Source organism: Pontibacter locisalis (assembly GCF_042684605.1).
GTDB lineage: Bacteria > Bacteroidota > Bacteroidia > Cytophagales > Hymenobacteraceae > Pontibacter > Pontibacter locisalis.
The window spans coordinates 161,767-174,254 of the sequence record NZ_JBHULU010000001.1 but is presented as its reverse complement, the minus strand read 5'-3'; the positions used below and the strand labels follow the sequence as shown (position 1 = coordinate 174,254).

Genomic DNA, 12,488 nt, shown 5'->3' with positions numbered 1-12,488 from the left:
ATAGTTTGCAAGGAAGTATAAACCTGGAATAAAAGTATTGAATAGAAGGAAACGCTACTAAACCATTTTCCTGATTTTCTCCAGAGCATCCTCTTCCAGTGGTTTCTGAAGAAAACCGGCAACTAGTTTATATTGTTCTGCCCTTTTTAACTCCACAGCATCGACTGATGAAGTTAGAATGAAGATGCGGCATTTGTTCTGAAGGTCCTGCTCATAAGGAGAGAGGGCGTCAAGCAGGTCCCAGCCCGACATAAAGGGCATGTTCAGGTCCAGGAAGAGTAGATCGGGGAGGTTCTGATATTGTTTTGTTTCCAGGGTCAAAACTAACTCTTCCAGGGCATCCTGTGCGGAGAGAAACCCTTTAAACTCTTTCGAAAAGTTCTCCACATCCAGAATCGTCTCAGTCAGGAATATGCTGATCTCATCATCATCTATAATATGGACTTTGTTATACATGCTTAGCTCCAAGCAAAAGTTTGAAGGTTGTTCCCTTGTCTGGCGCACTTTCCACTTCTATTTTGCCTCCAATTGCCTCTACCTGAGTTTTAACCAAGAAAAGACCTACACCTTTACCATGAGTATTTGGATGGAAACGCTTATATAACTGGAAAAGCTGACTTTGTACAAGTTGCATATCCATGCCCAGACCATTGTCAGTTACGGAAATGACGAATCCGCGTTCATCTTTGATGACTGATATATTCAGTTCGAATTGCCGATTAGTTGCTTTGTATTTGATAGCGTTAGATACAAGGTTGTACATAATGCTGTACAGGTAGGCCCGATTAGATGTCATCTCGAAAGAACCGTCTACCTGCAGGTTTACAGATGCTTCTTTTTCATCAAGTTCATCCACAAAACTATCCAGTACCTCCTGAATTATCTTATTAAGATTAACAGGCTCACGCGGCAGTGATTTGTCAGCATCACGCGCACTAAGAATACTATTTATGTCTTTGATCACGCCATCAAGCTGCGAGATAGAAGTATGCAGCTTGTCGAGCGCTGTTGCGAACTGCGGTGCCTCTTTGTCAAGTTTTTTCACGAGTCCGGATAAACCAAGAGCGTTGGCTACCGGAGCTCTCAGGTTATGAGAAACCATGTACGTAAACTGCTGCAAATTCAGGTTATGCTTGTACAGGTCGTCTGTCAACTTTAGCTGGTTAGCTTCAGCCTTTTTCTTTTCTGTTATATCAGTTTGGATGGCAATATAGTTGATCAAGTCTCCTGTAGCATTCTTAATTGGACTAACATCTACCTTGACCCAATATTTTTCTCCGCATTTGCGGTAATTAACAATCTCTTCAGAAAAGTACCTTTGATTTTTATAGCCTTCTGCTACCCTCAGAGAGGTGAGAGGGTCTGTGTCTCTTCCTTGCAGGAAACTGCTGGGTATTTTTCCTAAAGCCTCCTCTTTTCCAAATCCGGTAAGCCTTGTAAAGCCATCATTTACCCATTCGATTTTCCCGGTTGCATCCATGATTACAACTCCATTGCTAGTTTTGCTGGCAACTAGCGACAGCTTTTCCAGTTCACGCTGTATGGCAATCTGTGCCGTAGAATCAATGAAATGCACAGCAATACCTCCATCTGATGGGAAAATACTAAACCTCAGGGTCAGGTCTTTGTTCAGGGCATAGTTCTCTTCAAAGTACTGGGTATTATTTGTTTCAGCAACTTCGTGGCATTTACTATAGAATTTAGAACTTTCGATACCTTTAAATACATCCCATACTATACGACCTATAAAGTAGTCGCAGTTCTCCCCGACAAAGGAGCAAAAAGCTTTGTTTACGTAAGTGAAGCGCCATTCCGAGTTCAAAGCAAAAAATGGCTCAGTTATACTTTCCACCAGATTACTTAACTGCTTTGCCTGTTCCTTTATTAGTCGCTGCGACCTCTTTAGTTCGGTTATGTCTTTTGCGATTCCTTGTACCGCTTCAACTCTTCCATTTATATAAACAGGTAAAAGCGATAAGTTCAGAAGCCTTTTGTTTCCTCTTGCATCACGTATCCTGATTTCGTTGCTAAAGGTTTCCCCCGTAAGGGTCAGGTCAAATGCAGCTTTGGCGATGGCCGCTTCATCCGGTTGTATTACCTTCAGAAAATGCTGATGAAGCGTTTCCTTTGCTGAGTAACCTGTAATGATTGCAAAGTTTTTATTTATTGTTCTGAAGTACCCATTCCTGTCTATAGAAAATACGGCATCGGGGTGTTCCTGAAAAAGAGAAATATAATATGCCTGGTGAAGATCTTTTTCTGACTCTGCTTCAACTGTTTCAGTTATGTCTCTTGAATTGGTAATGATACCTGCTATATCAGGGTCATGTAAAAAGTTTGTTCCTGTGCAAGACAACCAGCGCCAGCCTTTGTGCTTTGACTTAAAGCGGATAGGAGGGACCTGCATTTTATCTTCGCCTAAAACCTTCCTGAGAGAATCTAAGGCAATCGGTAAGTCTTCAGCGTGTATAAAATCCAATACGCTTTTGCCTACCAGTTCTTCCGGATCATAGCCAAGTATTGATCTTATGGAATCTCCCAAAAACCTGAATTTCCCGTTTTCATCCATTACAGAAAGGAGGTCTGTACTGTTGCTCAACAGATGCTTATAAAAAGAAGGAGACAAAAGACTCATAAATAAAATTATATTAATCTAACCAACAAGACAGTTTAGTTAGCCTATGATCGCGAAAAAAACTGCTTTCCAGGAGCAGCTTTATAACTGCAACTTCCTTTTTTTCAGTGCTTCGTTTGAGGAAAATTTTCCGAATTTACACAATGTTGCTTATAATCAAGCATCTGGTTTGAAAATTTAATGGGTTATTCCGTGAACATTGAAATGAAAATGGCTACATGTTAAAAAAGTACAAAAGTGATAAGGAAGTGTATGACTTAGGTCAGGATTTACTAGTACAAGTTCTTATTTTTGTGTAGAATTAGAGAAGCATTTTTTCTTCTGTTCTGGTTTTACATTTAAGGAAAGTAAAATGGCTACAACTAAGCTTTATATTAAGAATATGGTATGCGACCGCTGTAAAAAGGTAGTGGCAGAAGAATTAAACAAGCTCGGCTATACAGTACTGCATGTAGGGCTAGGGGAGGCGGAAATTACCACAGAAGCAAAGGAAATTGAATTAGAGAAAATCAAAGAAGTAATGACTGATAACGGTTTTGATCTACTCGATGACCGAAAGACAAAACTTATTGAGCAGGTAAAGCTGGCTATTATTGAACTCATCCACCAACAGGGGGAGGCAGACCTGCATGTCAACACATCCGATTACCTTGCAGAAAAGATTGGGCAGGATTACCATTACCTTAGTTCTCTGTTCTCATCTTTTGAGGGTATTACTATTGAAAAGTACCTCATTCTGCAACGCATTGAGCGTGTAAAAGAGCTTTTGGTTTATAATGAACTGAGCTTAAAAGAAATAGCCCATAAGTTAGGGTATAGCAGTGTCGCGCATCTCTCTAACCAGTTTAAGAAAGTTACCGGCTTAACACCCACTCACTTTAAGGAGGTAAAAGAGGAAAAGCGTAAAACTATTGATAAAGTACACGAGTAGGCAGAAGATAAAACTACGGGATGTATACAAGAGAAGAGGCTTCGCAGCTGAGACAAGCTTTCTGGACAACTTTTGGCCAGTACCTTGCACCCTACCCGTCTTCTGAAGGATCAAAGATCAACTGGGTAAACTATAAAACTGGATTGAAAGACGTAAGCTTCCGCATGCATGCCGATAAAAAGGTAGCTACCATTGGAATTGAACTTACGCATCCGGACCCGGATATACAGGAACTGTTTTTTGAACAGTTTCTTGAGCTAAAAAGCCTGTTGCATGAGTATGTGGGAGAAGAGTGGGAGTGGGAACTACATACTTCAGACGAATTCGGCAAAACCATCAGCAGAATTTACAGGGAGATCAGTGGCGTGAGCATTTTTAAAAAGGATGACTGGCCCACCTTGATTTCTTTCTTCAAGCCCCGGATCATTGCCCTCGATGATTTCTGGAGCGGTGCTCAGTACAGTTTTGATGCGCTCCGTTGAAGCTATTCAAACAAAGCAGGTAATTGTTGCACCAACGTATACCCACCTAACCAAGCCATTACCAGCACTACAAGAGACCCAAAAATAGTTAGCAAGATCGGGTGCTTATAGTCACCAACTACTTTCCGGTTATAAGCTGCCACCAGCATGGTACCAAGTGTAATGGGCAGTATTAATCCGTTAAGTGCCCCAGCCAGAATGAGCAGGTGCACCGGACGGCCTATAGTTACAAAAATAGCTGTGGAAATTACGATGAACAGGATTATTGCCCAATTCTCATACTTTTCGATGCTGCTGTGAAACGACTTGATGAAGGATACCGATGTATAGGCTGACCCGATTACAGAAGTGATCGCTGCAGAGAGCATAACAACCCCGAACATCTTATATCCAATATCACCTGCTGCGAGTTGAAAAACAGAGGCGGGTGGGTTGCTTTCATCCAGAACCATCCCTTTACTAACCACTCCTAAAGCTGCCAGAAACAGGAAAATGCGAATAACAGAGGCAATGGTGATACCAGAAACCGCACTGCTGTTAACTTGCGGTAAGGAGTCCCTTCCTTTTATACCGGCGTCTAACAAGCGATGCCCTCCGGCAAAAGTAATATACCCACCTACTGTTCCACCTACTAAAGTGATGATTGCAGTTATGTCAATTTCTTCAGGGAGTAAGGTTTTAATGGCGGCTTCAGCAAGGGGAGGAGCAGAGGTTATTGCCACGTACACCATCAATGCGATCATCAGAAAGCCCATGAGTTGAGCAAAACGATCCATAACTTTCTTTGCCTCCCGCACCAGGAATATCAGAATGGCAGCTGAGGCTGCAATGACCGCTCCTGTCTCCGGAGTTATGCCAAAGAGCACATTCATGCCAAGGCCGGCCCCACCAACATTTCCTATGTTAAAAGCAAAACCGCCTAGCACAATCAAAAGAGAAATAAAGAAGCCCAACCCAGGTAAAACTTTATTTGCAATGTCCTGAGCCCGGCTCTCTGAAATGGCAATTACCCGCCACACATTTAATTGCGCGCCAATGTCCAGGATAATGGAACAAAGGATGACAAAGCCAAAGCTAGCGCCCAAGGTCTGGGTAAAAACAGTAGTCTGTGTCAGGAAGCCAGGGCCAACCGCAGAGGTAGCCATCAAAAAGGCAGCACCAAGCAGTACTCCCCAGTTTTTGTGTTTCAGCATGCTTAAACTGCCTGTGTGATGATGTCCTGGTTTTTTAATGTGCTGGTTATAAAGCGGGCAAACTCTAAAGCATGTTCTCCATCTCCGTGGATGCAAATAGTATCAGCTTTGATAGCTACGTCTACACCTTGTTGTGATCGTACTTTCCCCTCACAAACCATTCTTATTACCTGCTCTACTGCTTTCTGTGGATCTGTTATAAGTGCATCTGTCGAACTTCTGGGAGTGAGGGTTCCGTCTTGCTGATAGGTTCTGTCTGCAAATACTTCATGAGCTGTTTTTAGCCCAACCTTTTCTCCCGCTTTAATAAGCTCACTTCCGGCAAGGCCATAGAGTACAGCTTCCGGAGACACGCGGTATACAGCTAGAGCAATAGCCTCTGCCAGAGAGGAATTGATGGCGGCCATGTTATAGAGCGCTCCATGTGGTTTGATGTGATGAAGTGAAGCACCCGCTGACCTGATAAAACCCTGAAGTGCCCCCACCTGGTACACAACCATGGCATGAACTTCTTCAGGAGACACAGCCATTTCTCTCCGGCCAAAGCCGGCTAAGTCTGGCAGCCCCGGGTGAGCACCAATGGCCACACCTTTTCTTAGAGCCATCTCAACAGTGCGCTGCATCACCAATGGGTCGCCGGCGTGGTAACCACAGGCAATATTGGCAGAGGTTACGTAATCAAGTATTGCTTCGTCGTTACCAATGCGCCAAGCACCGTAACTCTCCCCTAAATCGCAGTTTAGGTCCACGTGGTATTTTGTCATGTAGCCTGTAATTTCAAACTTAAGGCACTCCTGAGCTGTTCCATGTTCAGCTCCTGCTGCAGGTATAATTCATGCGCCTCCTTCAGGTCTGTTTCCTTAAAGCGAATCATCTTACCAGGTTGTACCTGTGCTAATTTAGGCAGATCTGCTGAAATTACCTGAGCAATTCGTGGATACCCTCCTGTAGTCTGATGATCAGCCATCAGTATAATTGGGCTGCCGTTTGGGGGCACCTGCACAGTGCCAAAGGTAACGGCACTGGATAAGAGTTCCTTTGGTTCTGACGTTACCAAAGGTGAGCCAAGAAGTTGGTATCCCATTCGGTCGGAGTTGGGGCTTACCTGAAACTTATCATTCCAGAAGTAGGATTGGCTGCTCTCTGAAAACAATTCATATTCCAGTCCGCGCAACACCCGCACAATAACTTCTTCCTCATAAAGGGAGTGCTGCTGCGGGTCTATAGACCAGTTAGCCTGGCTAAACCATTGACCTATTGCCGTTTCCTGTAAAGGCGCTGCCAGAGGTACAGCCTGCGGATTGAACCCAAGGCATGGTAAAAGGTCATCGGCTTTCAAAACTCGTCCCTTAAAACCACCTAAGCCAGCTCTCAGGTAAGTAGAATGGCTGCCCATAACCTTCGGCAGCATTAAACCACCCGCCACAGAGATATAAGACCGGCAGCCAACTTTGGCGTGATTAAGCTCAAGTGTGCTGCCGCTTCTTATAAGCGCAGGTCGCCACATTTTTATGGGTACGCCGTTGACTGCCGGGGCCATGTCGGCACCGGTTATTGCTATTACCTGCTCTTCTTCAAAATACAAAGTAGGACCAGCCAAAGTAGCTTCCAGAGTTGCTTCATGCTCAGGATTCCCCACTAAAAGGTTAGCTGCCCGGAGGGAGAATCTATCCATGGCTCCGCTCACAATTACTCCTTCTTTCTGGTGCCCAAACCGACCCAGATCCTGAACAGTGGTTTGTATTCCTGGCTTGATAACTTTAATGCTCATCTTTCACCTGCCTTTCATATTCTGCTGCTGAGATGGGTACAAAACGAATCTTATCACCTGCCTGAAGCAGGGATGGTTTAGTACAGTCCGGATCAAAAAGTTTGAGTGGGGTGCGCCCAATCAACTGCCAACCACCAGGAGTTTCTATAGGGTACACACCAGTCTGGTTTCCTGCTATGCCTACAGAACCTTGTGGTATTACCTTTCGAGGGTGCTCCTTGCGGGGAGTAGTTAGTTTTTTTGAAAGACCTCCCAGGTATGGAAAACCAGGTGCAAAGCCGATCATGTGCACCAGGTAAATTCCTTTGGAATGTAGTTCTATCACCTCACGGGGCGTTAGTGTAGTATATTGTGCTACAAACTCCAGGTCAGGCCCAAATTCTTCCCCGTAGCAAACCGGTACTTCTATAATTTCTGACCTGGAGGCTTTTTCAAGCTTCACCTGCCGGAGTGCCTGCTGTATTCGCTCCACAATTTGATCGTATGGGTTAAACTTGCCTTGTTCGCTTATTGCCCATGGATCATAATAAAAAGTGACGGTAGTGTATCCGGGCACATACTCCACAATGCCTGGTACAGTATGCGTATCAAAATAATGGCTTATGGCCTTTATGCGTAGGTGCGTGTCCTGAGAAATGCTGTCCTCGAACTGCAGTGTCATGGCACAATCTCCTAGCGGGCATAACTGGAAAGATTGCAGGTCAGCTTGTTTCATCTAGTTTATATAAGTTTTGTGTACTTATTTCTATCCTTCAGTTTAGAAAAGAAAAAGGACCTTTCTGTTTAGAGACCAGGGTAAAGTTCACAGTCCATTCAGCTTATATACTAATAAGCTGTATGGAGGTTTAGTCTGCTATTGCAGCAGATATATTTCTCTTGTTAGGTTTTCCCGTGCTTTTGCTTCACGTTCCACTTCAAATTGTGGTGTTTTGAAAATGGAAGGCTGGGCCAGAAAGCTTTGTAAAACCTGCTTTCGACCGTGATTGAATACCGCATCCGGAAAATGCTTATACTCTATCCGCACCTGCTTTCGATAAGTGTCGTACTTGTCCCATTCTGTGCCAAGTATAGCCAGGTCAAAATCTAACAGCAGGTTAATGTCTTTATTCCTGTGTTCTTGATGCTCTTTAGTAGCCCGAATCATTTTTCTTATTAGTTCCAGTTCTTCAGGTTTTACCCCAGCTGAATTAAGTGCAACCATGGCCAGTTCTGCACTTTTCTCTTCGTTATCTTTAGCAGCAGGATGGTAGATGATGTCGTGGTAGAAGATAGCAAACCGAAGTGCATCAAAATGCTTTATTTCAGGCTTGTACTGTTCTGCCAGTTGCAGCATATACCCCAGGTGGTGCAGGGTATGATAGGACCTTTCTTCAGAGGTATAGGCCTTCTCCAGTTCTTTCCAAAGTTCATCGCCTTGGAGGTTAGATGTGTACCTGGAAATAAGCTTTTCCCATATTGCTTTTACTTGCCCATTGCCCATTTACTTTTGATAGGGAGGATGAAAGCGGACTACTATTTTAACTTTTTGCGCTACTGGTTTCCCATCTTTTGTAGCTGCTTTCCAGGAAGGACCTTCTCTTACCAGCCTTAGTGCTTCCTGGTCACAGGAAGGGCAGAGGCTTTTACTCACTTTCAGATTCTGTAAGTTACCAGTTGGGGAGACAGTAGCGTGTAATATAACCCGTCCTTTCTGTATGTTAGAAGTGTAACGTATGTTCTCCTTTAAATAAACTTTATAGTTCTTGTCTCCCGTTAAAGGAACAGCCGGAGTAGTGGCAGGCGACTTAGTCACTGTTGTTCCAACTCCTCTTACCACCACTACTTCACTTAAAGACATAGTATTTTCTTTCATGTTTACTGTAATGTCTTTTGAGTCAGGGGGTATGGCTTTTTCCTCTCTATCATACCCCAGGTAGTTAAAAACCAGGGTTATGTCGTTTTTGGGAAGGTTTAGTGAAAAGTTTCCTTTTGCATCTGTTGCAACTCCCTTATTTGTTCCTTTTACGGTAACAGCCACACCCGGAAGAGGCTGGCCAGTAGGTGAGAGTACTCTTCCCTGTACCTGCCTCAGAGAGAAGGATCTTGTTTCTATCACCTGCAGCCCTTCCAGTTTGCCTTCCAATGCATTGACTGCGGAAGTAGACTCAGGAACAAACGTGTTTTTCTGTAAAATTATAGTTTGTGGTTTAGCCGTTTTAGCTAGAGCACCGGCAGTTGCTGCAACAGATGAATCGGCCTGGAAGTTAAAGGTAATCCCATCTTCATCGGGTACTGCTGTAGCTGCCGGTTCAGGAAAATCCACTTTATTTACCTCTTTCTGAGGAGGTTTAGTCACCGCAGCAATACGTGTTTGTGGTACAGGAATTTCAGGTGTAATGGTTTGCTTTACGGTATCAGGTACTGCCTCAGCCATTTCTTCAGGAGCAATGGCAGCAGGTATATTGGCAAGGTTTACAGACTTATCTACTGTATTGCCTGTTTCCGAAGCTACTCCACCTTTGTTCTTGTTTAACTCCTGGTAATTGTAATATAACACCAGTACCATAGAGCAAAGTACAAGAAGAATAGCTGCTGCTACACGCCAATCCAGCATATAAAGCGGAAGTGGCTTTCGCTTTTCTTTTTTCCTGATTTTGGAGGAAACCGAACGATTGATGTTTCTTACTGCAGCTTTCGTTTCAGGGCCACCAGAAAGCACCATTCCCTCCACCACATCAGTACAAAGCTCACAATCCAACAGGTGCTGCTCCAACTGGTTGTCCAGAGCAGGAGGCAAGTTGTTCTCCTGATACTGGCGCAGCAGTTCTGTTGAAGGATGATCCCCTTGTGCCCAAAGTACTTGTTTGTTATCTTGGCTCATGGTGTTTCTCCATGTATAGTTTTAGGTTTCGTTTTCCGTTCTGGATGTAACTTTTTACCTTATTTAAATCGCACTCCGTAATACCCGCAATTTCTTTGTAACTCTTCTGCTGCAGGTAAAACAGTTCGATGCATTGGCGTTGTTCAGGAGGTAGCTCCTGTAAAGCCTGTTGCAAAACCTGTTCCGTTTTCTCTGCCTGCTCACTTTCTGTAAGATGCATAGGATCATGATTTTCCATAGGCTGCGGCGTAAATTCAGATATGGCTACCTCAGGCTTTCTGCTCCTCGACCGTAGCAGCATCAGGCAGTGGTTTTTTGTAGTAACATGAAGCCAGCTTTTAAAATTGGTTATTTCATGCTTTAGCACAGCTTCAACAAGGTACTCGAAAAGCTGCATTGAGGCATCCTTGCTGTCGCTCTCCTCTCTCAGGTACTTTAAGCACACCAGGTATACCATTTCTGAATGCTTCTCAAACAGCTCCCCTAAATGTTTCAGCTCCCTTGTCTGTCTATACAGCTGCAGCAACTCCTGGTCATCCGGAGGAGGCTTAGCGTTAGCAAACAATTTGAGGAAGAATGGAAGCATAGGAGTTGGTATTGCTTCTTAAAGAAAGAGAAAAAATTTCAGACTTTTTATGGAAAGTTTAGGAAGGAGGCATCCTAAAGGAAACCAAAAGTATAAAGCCATGAAAAAGTACCTCATCCTCCTGCTGGTCCTGTTCTTTACGGGATTCCAGGTAAATGCACAAGGCATAATGATTACCGGAAAAGTAACAGACGCAACCAACGGCAAAGCTCTACCGGGTGTTACGATTCTCCTGAAAGGAACGTCTACGGGTACCAGTACAGATAAACAAGGAAAGTATAGCATTAGCGTGCCAAATGAAAAATCTGTTCTGGTTTTTCATTACATCGGCTACAACACAAAAGAAGTTAAAGTAGGTAGCAAGCAGCTGATAAACGTAGCGTTGGAGCTGAATACGCAGACCTTACAGGAAGTAGTAGTTACAGGGCATGGTGTAAGAGGTAAAGTTGCCGGAATAAGTATACGTGGTTCCAACACCTTATCCTATGCAACCTATGAAATGAATGTACCTCCCCATAATACTGAAAACTATAGTTACCTCAAGGAAAGCACATTTCAGGATGCCAAAAAGACACCGCTTTCCACCTTCTCCATTGATGTAGATAACGCCTCTTACAGCAATGTGCGGCGCTTCCTGAACCAGGGACAAAAGCCTCCCGTGGATGCGGTTAGGATCGAAGAAATGGTTAACTACTTCACTTACGACTATCCCCAGCCTGAAGGCGATACTCCTTTCTCTGTGACCACAGAGCTCTCTGCTTGTCCGTGGAATAAGGATAATCAACTTCTGCATATCGGTCTGCAAGGTAAAGATATTCCCACTGATGACTTACCACCAGCCAACCTGGTATTTCTGATAGATGTTTCAGGTTCGATGAGTTCTCCTGACAAACTTCCATTGGTAAAAGCAGGATTTAAGTTACTGGTTGATCAGCTGAGGCCGCAGGACAAAGTAGCCATAGTTGTTTATGCCGGAGCGGCCGGGTTGGTTCTGCCTTCTACATCAGGTAAGAATAAATCTGCCATAATACAGGCGATAGATAACCTGGAAGCCGGTGGTTCTACAGCTGGTGGTGCTGGCATACAACTAGCCTACAAAGTGGCTGAAGAAAACTTTGCAGAGGATGGTAATAACAGGGTCATTCTTGCCTCAGATGGCGATTTTAATGTGGGCGTAAGTTCTGATAGTGAGTTACAGCGGATTATCGAAAAGAAACGTGAAACAGGTGTATACCTGACTGTGTTGGGCTTCGGAACTGGTAATCTGAAGGACTCCCGTATGGAGCAACTGGCAGATAAAGGCAATGGGAACTATGCTTATGTCGACAATATCCTGGAAGCAAAAAAAGTTTTTGTAAATGAATTTGGCGGCACACTGTTTACGATTGCCAAAGACGTGAAGCTGCAACTGGAGTTTAATCCTGCCAAAGTAAAAGCTTACCGACTGATAGGCTACGAAAACCGCGCACTGGCTGATGAGGAATTTAACGATGACAAGAAAGACGCCGGGGATATGGGGGCAGGTCATACGGTTACTGCACTTTATGAAATTGTGCCGGCAAGCTCCCATTCATCTGCAAAAACAGGAAAGGTAGACGAGCTTAAATACCAGCGAACGGAGCTAGATCCGAGTGCTACTGCAAGCAAGGAGATACTAACTCTGAAGCTTCGCTATAAAGAACCAAAGGGAATGGAAAGCAAACTGATTTCTAAAGTTGTAACAGATGAAAACACAACAGCAAGTGAAACGTCAGACAATTTTAGATTCTCAGCCGCTGTAGCCGCTTGTGGTATGCTGCTTCGAGACTCGGAGTTTAAAGGTAATGCGACTTACCCAATGGTGCTGGAATTAGCTGAGGGAGCGAGAGGGAAGGACAAAGAAGGGTATAGGGTTGAGTTTATCAATTTGGTGAAATCGATGAGTTTAGTAAGTGACAGGAGGTAAGCAATCTTAAACTTAGCTTTTTGAGTTTAAGTGAATTACTTAATAAAAAGGTTTGCATTTCAGTGTGTTCCTTAAGCAAAGAAGA

12 protein-coding genes are annotated in these 12,488 nt (G+C 43.9%); 3 read left to right on the top strand and 9 right to left on the bottom strand.

Going from position 1 to position 12,488, the window contains the following annotated elements:
• Positions 1-57 precede the first annotated feature (57 nt).
• Together ACFSRY_RS00715 and ACFSRY_RS00710 are read right to left on the bottom strand one after the other, a co-directional pair.
• On the bottom strand, positions 58-456 hold the full coding sequence (locus ACFSRY_RS00715) for a response regulator (RefSeq protein WP_377502335.1): 399 nt from the start codon (positions 454-456) through the stop codon (positions 58-60).
• Positions 449-2,635: a PAS domain S-box protein gene (locus ACFSRY_RS00710; protein ID WP_377502332.1), complete on the bottom strand. Its 2,187-nt coding sequence runs from the start codon at positions 2,633-2,635 to the stop codon at positions 449-451. The genes ACFSRY_RS00715 and ACFSRY_RS00710 overlap by 8 nt, the downstream gene beginning before the upstream one ends.
• A 352-nt stretch (positions 2,636-2,987) precedes the next feature.
• On the opposite strand from ACFSRY_RS00710, the gene ACFSRY_RS00705 reads away from it, so the two are divergent.
• Positions 2,988-3,566 carry an AraC family transcriptional regulator gene (locus ACFSRY_RS00705; RefSeq protein WP_377502329.1) on the top strand — a complete coding sequence of 193 codons (579 nt, stop codon included), beginning with the start codon at positions 2,988-2,990 and terminating at the stop codon, positions 3,564-3,566.
• Between the two features lie 20 nt (positions 3,567-3,586).
• The gene (locus ACFSRY_RS00700) at positions 3,587-4,048 is read left to right on the top strand and encodes a DUF4268 domain-containing protein (RefSeq protein ID WP_377502326.1); all 462 of its coding nucleotides are present in this window, start codon (positions 3,587-3,589) and stop codon (positions 4,046-4,048) included.
• A 2-nt stretch (positions 4,049-4,050) separates the two neighbouring features.
• On the opposite strand, the gene ACFSRY_RS00695 is transcribed toward ACFSRY_RS00700, so the two are convergent.
• The 7 genes from ACFSRY_RS00695 to ACFSRY_RS00665 all read right to left on the bottom strand — a co-directional run bounded on the left by ACFSRY_RS00695 (position 4,051) and on the right by ACFSRY_RS00665 (position 10,458).
• Entirely contained in the window at positions 4,051-5,241 is a 1,191-nt protein-coding gene (locus ACFSRY_RS00695; RefSeq protein WP_377502323.1) for an NRAMP family divalent metal transporter, read from the bottom strand.
• 2 nt (positions 5,242-5,243) lie between these two features.
• Positions 5,244-6,005: a LamB/YcsF family protein gene (locus tag ACFSRY_RS00690; RefSeq protein WP_377502320.1), complete on the bottom strand. Its 762-nt coding sequence runs from the start codon at positions 6,003-6,005 to the stop codon at positions 5,244-5,246.
• On the bottom strand, positions 6,002-7,012 hold the full coding sequence (locus tag ACFSRY_RS00685) for a 5-oxoprolinase subunit C family protein (RefSeq protein ID WP_377502317.1): 1,011 nt from the start codon (positions 7,010-7,012) through the stop codon (positions 6,002-6,004). Before ACFSRY_RS00685 ends, ACFSRY_RS00690 begins: the two co-directional genes overlap by 4 nt.
• The gene (pxpB, locus tag ACFSRY_RS00680) at positions 7,002-7,727 is read right to left on the bottom strand and encodes a 5-oxoprolinase subunit PxpB (protein ID WP_377502314.1); all 726 of its coding nucleotides are present in this window, start codon (positions 7,725-7,727) and stop codon (positions 7,002-7,004) included. Before pxpB ends, ACFSRY_RS00685 begins: the two co-directional genes overlap by 11 nt.
• A gap of 138 nt (positions 7,728-7,865) precedes the next feature.
• Positions 7,866-8,492 (bottom strand): HD domain-containing protein, encoded by a 627-nt coding sequence (locus ACFSRY_RS00675; protein WP_377502311.1) that lies wholly within the window; start codon positions 8,490-8,492, stop codon positions 7,866-7,868.
• A complete protein-coding gene (locus ACFSRY_RS00670; RefSeq protein WP_377502308.1) occupies positions 8,493-9,872 on the bottom strand; it encodes an energy transducer TonB in 1,380 nt (459 codons plus the stop codon).
• Complete coding sequence (locus ACFSRY_RS00665; RefSeq protein WP_377502305.1) at positions 9,859-10,458, bottom strand: RNA polymerase sigma factor; 600 nt, start codon at positions 10,456-10,458, stop codon at positions 9,859-9,861. Before ACFSRY_RS00665 ends, ACFSRY_RS00670 begins: the two co-directional genes overlap by 14 nt.
• Before the next feature lie 100 nt (positions 10,459-10,558).
• Here ACFSRY_RS00665 and ACFSRY_RS00660 point away from each other — a divergent pair, with 100 nt between their 5' ends.
• Complete coding sequence (locus ACFSRY_RS00660) at positions 10,559-12,403, top strand: vWA domain-containing protein (protein WP_377502302.1); 1,845 nt, start codon at positions 10,559-10,561, stop codon at positions 12,401-12,403.
• The last annotated feature ends 85 nt before the right edge of the window (positions 12,404-12,488 follow it).

What these genes read in the sequence shown, in the direction of transcription:
- ACFSRY_RS00700 (WP_377502326.1), top strand. Translation starts at nt 3,587, where the DNA reads ATGTATACAAGAGAAGAGGCTTCGCAGCTGAGACAAGCTTTCTGGACA.
- ACFSRY_RS00675 (WP_377502311.1), bottom strand. Translation starts at nt 8,492, where the DNA reads ATGGGCAATGGGCAAGTAAAAGCAATATGGGAAAAGCTTATTTCCAGG.
- ACFSRY_RS00715 (WP_377502335.1), bottom strand. Translation starts at nt 456, where the DNA reads ATGTATAACAAAGTCCATATTATAGATGATGATGAGATCAGCATATTC.
- pxpB (WP_377502314.1), bottom strand. Translation starts at nt 7,727, where the DNA reads ATGAAACAAGCTGACCTGCAATCTTTCCAGTTATGCCCGCTAGGAGAT.
- ACFSRY_RS00685 (WP_377502317.1), bottom strand. Translation starts at nt 7,012, where the DNA reads ATGAGCATTAAAGTTATCAAGCCAGGAATACAAACCACTGTTCAGGAT.
- ACFSRY_RS00695 (WP_377502323.1), bottom strand. Translation starts at nt 5,241, where the DNA reads ATGCTGAAACACAAAAACTGGGGAGTACTGCTTGGTGCTGCCTTTTTG.
- ACFSRY_RS00665 (WP_377502305.1), bottom strand. Translation starts at nt 10,458, where the DNA reads ATGCTTCCATTCTTCCTCAAATTGTTTGCTAACGCTAAGCCTCCTCCG.
- ACFSRY_RS00710 (WP_377502332.1), bottom strand. Translation starts at nt 2,635, where the DNA reads ATGAGTCTTTTGTCTCCTTCTTTTTATAAGCATCTGTTGAGCAACAGT.
- ACFSRY_RS00670 (WP_377502308.1), bottom strand. Translation starts at nt 9,872, where the DNA reads ATGAGCCAAGATAACAAACAAGTACTTTGGGCACAAGGGGATCATCCT.
- ACFSRY_RS00660 (WP_377502302.1), top strand. Translation starts at nt 10,559, where the DNA reads ATGAAAAAGTACCTCATCCTCCTGCTGGTCCTGTTCTTTACGGGATTC.
- ACFSRY_RS00690 (WP_377502320.1), bottom strand. Translation starts at nt 6,005, where the DNA reads ATGACAAAATACCACGTGGACCTAAACTGCGATTTAGGGGAGAGTTAC.
- ACFSRY_RS00705 (WP_377502329.1), top strand. Translation starts at nt 2,988, where the DNA reads ATGGCTACAACTAAGCTTTATATTAAGAATATGGTATGCGACCGCTGT.